At 69.1% G+C, this 950-nt stretch carries 1 protein-coding gene; it reads left to right on the top strand.

Going from position 1 to position 950, the window contains the following annotated elements; genetic code table 11:
• Positions 1-950 (top strand): MMPL family transporter (locus tag AC5RV2_RS18475; RefSeq protein ID WP_494093536.1); only part of this gene is annotated, 950 nt, incomplete at both ends.

Below are 950 nucleotides of genomic sequence, written 5' to 3' on the forward strand. Positions count from 1 at the left end.
GGTGCCGGCCGCCGAGCTGCGGCTGGGCCTGCCCGACGGCAGCTCCGAGCCTGCGGACTCGACGGCCTACCAGTCCTACCGCCAGCTGGGCGAGAGCTTCGGCGAGGGAATCAACGGCCCGCTCATCGTGGTGGCCGACCTCCCGGCGGGACTGGAAGGCACCGCGACCGATGAGGCGCTGCTGCGGCTCTCGCAGGAGCTGCGGGGGATGGACCACGTCGCCGCGGCCGTTCCGACCGGCACCAGCGGGGACGGGCGCACCGCCGTGCTCCAGGTCATTCCCGCAGAAGGCCCGGCCGCCGAAAGCACGGAGGAGCTGGTCCATAACCTCCGGACGCAGGCCGGCGCACTCGAGCAGATTACCGGCGTCGCGATCTCCGTGACCGGGCAGCCGGCGATGCAGATCGACGTCTCCGACAAGCTGGCGGACGCCATGCCGGTCTACCTGGCCATCGTGATCGGGCTCTCCCTGATCCTGTTGCTGCTGGTCTTCCGCTCCGTCCTGGTGCCGCTGCTGGCCACCGCGGGTTTCCTGCTGTCACTCGGTGCCAGCTTCGGCGCCGTGGTGGCGATCTACCAGTGGGGCTGGCTTGGCGGCATCTTCGACGTCCACGACCCCGGGCCGATCCTGAGCTTTCTGCCGATGATCATGATCGGCGTGCTGTTCGGGCTGGCGATGGACTACCAGATGTTCCTGGTCTCGGGCATGCGCGAATCCTATGCGCACGGCGAGGACGCCAGGGCCGCCGTGGTCAGCGGCTTCAACCACGGCGCCAGGGTAGTTACGGCCGCGGCGATCATCATGGTCTCCGTGTTCGCCGGGTTCATCTTCTCCCACCTGACCATGGTCCGGCCGATCGGCTTCGCGGGCCTGATCATCCCGCACATGGTCCGCGCCCTGACCGGACCGGACTACCGCTGGATCCTGCCCTGCTCCATGGTGCTGGCCC

Source organism: Arthrobacter sp. Y3225116, from assembly GCF_059091245.1.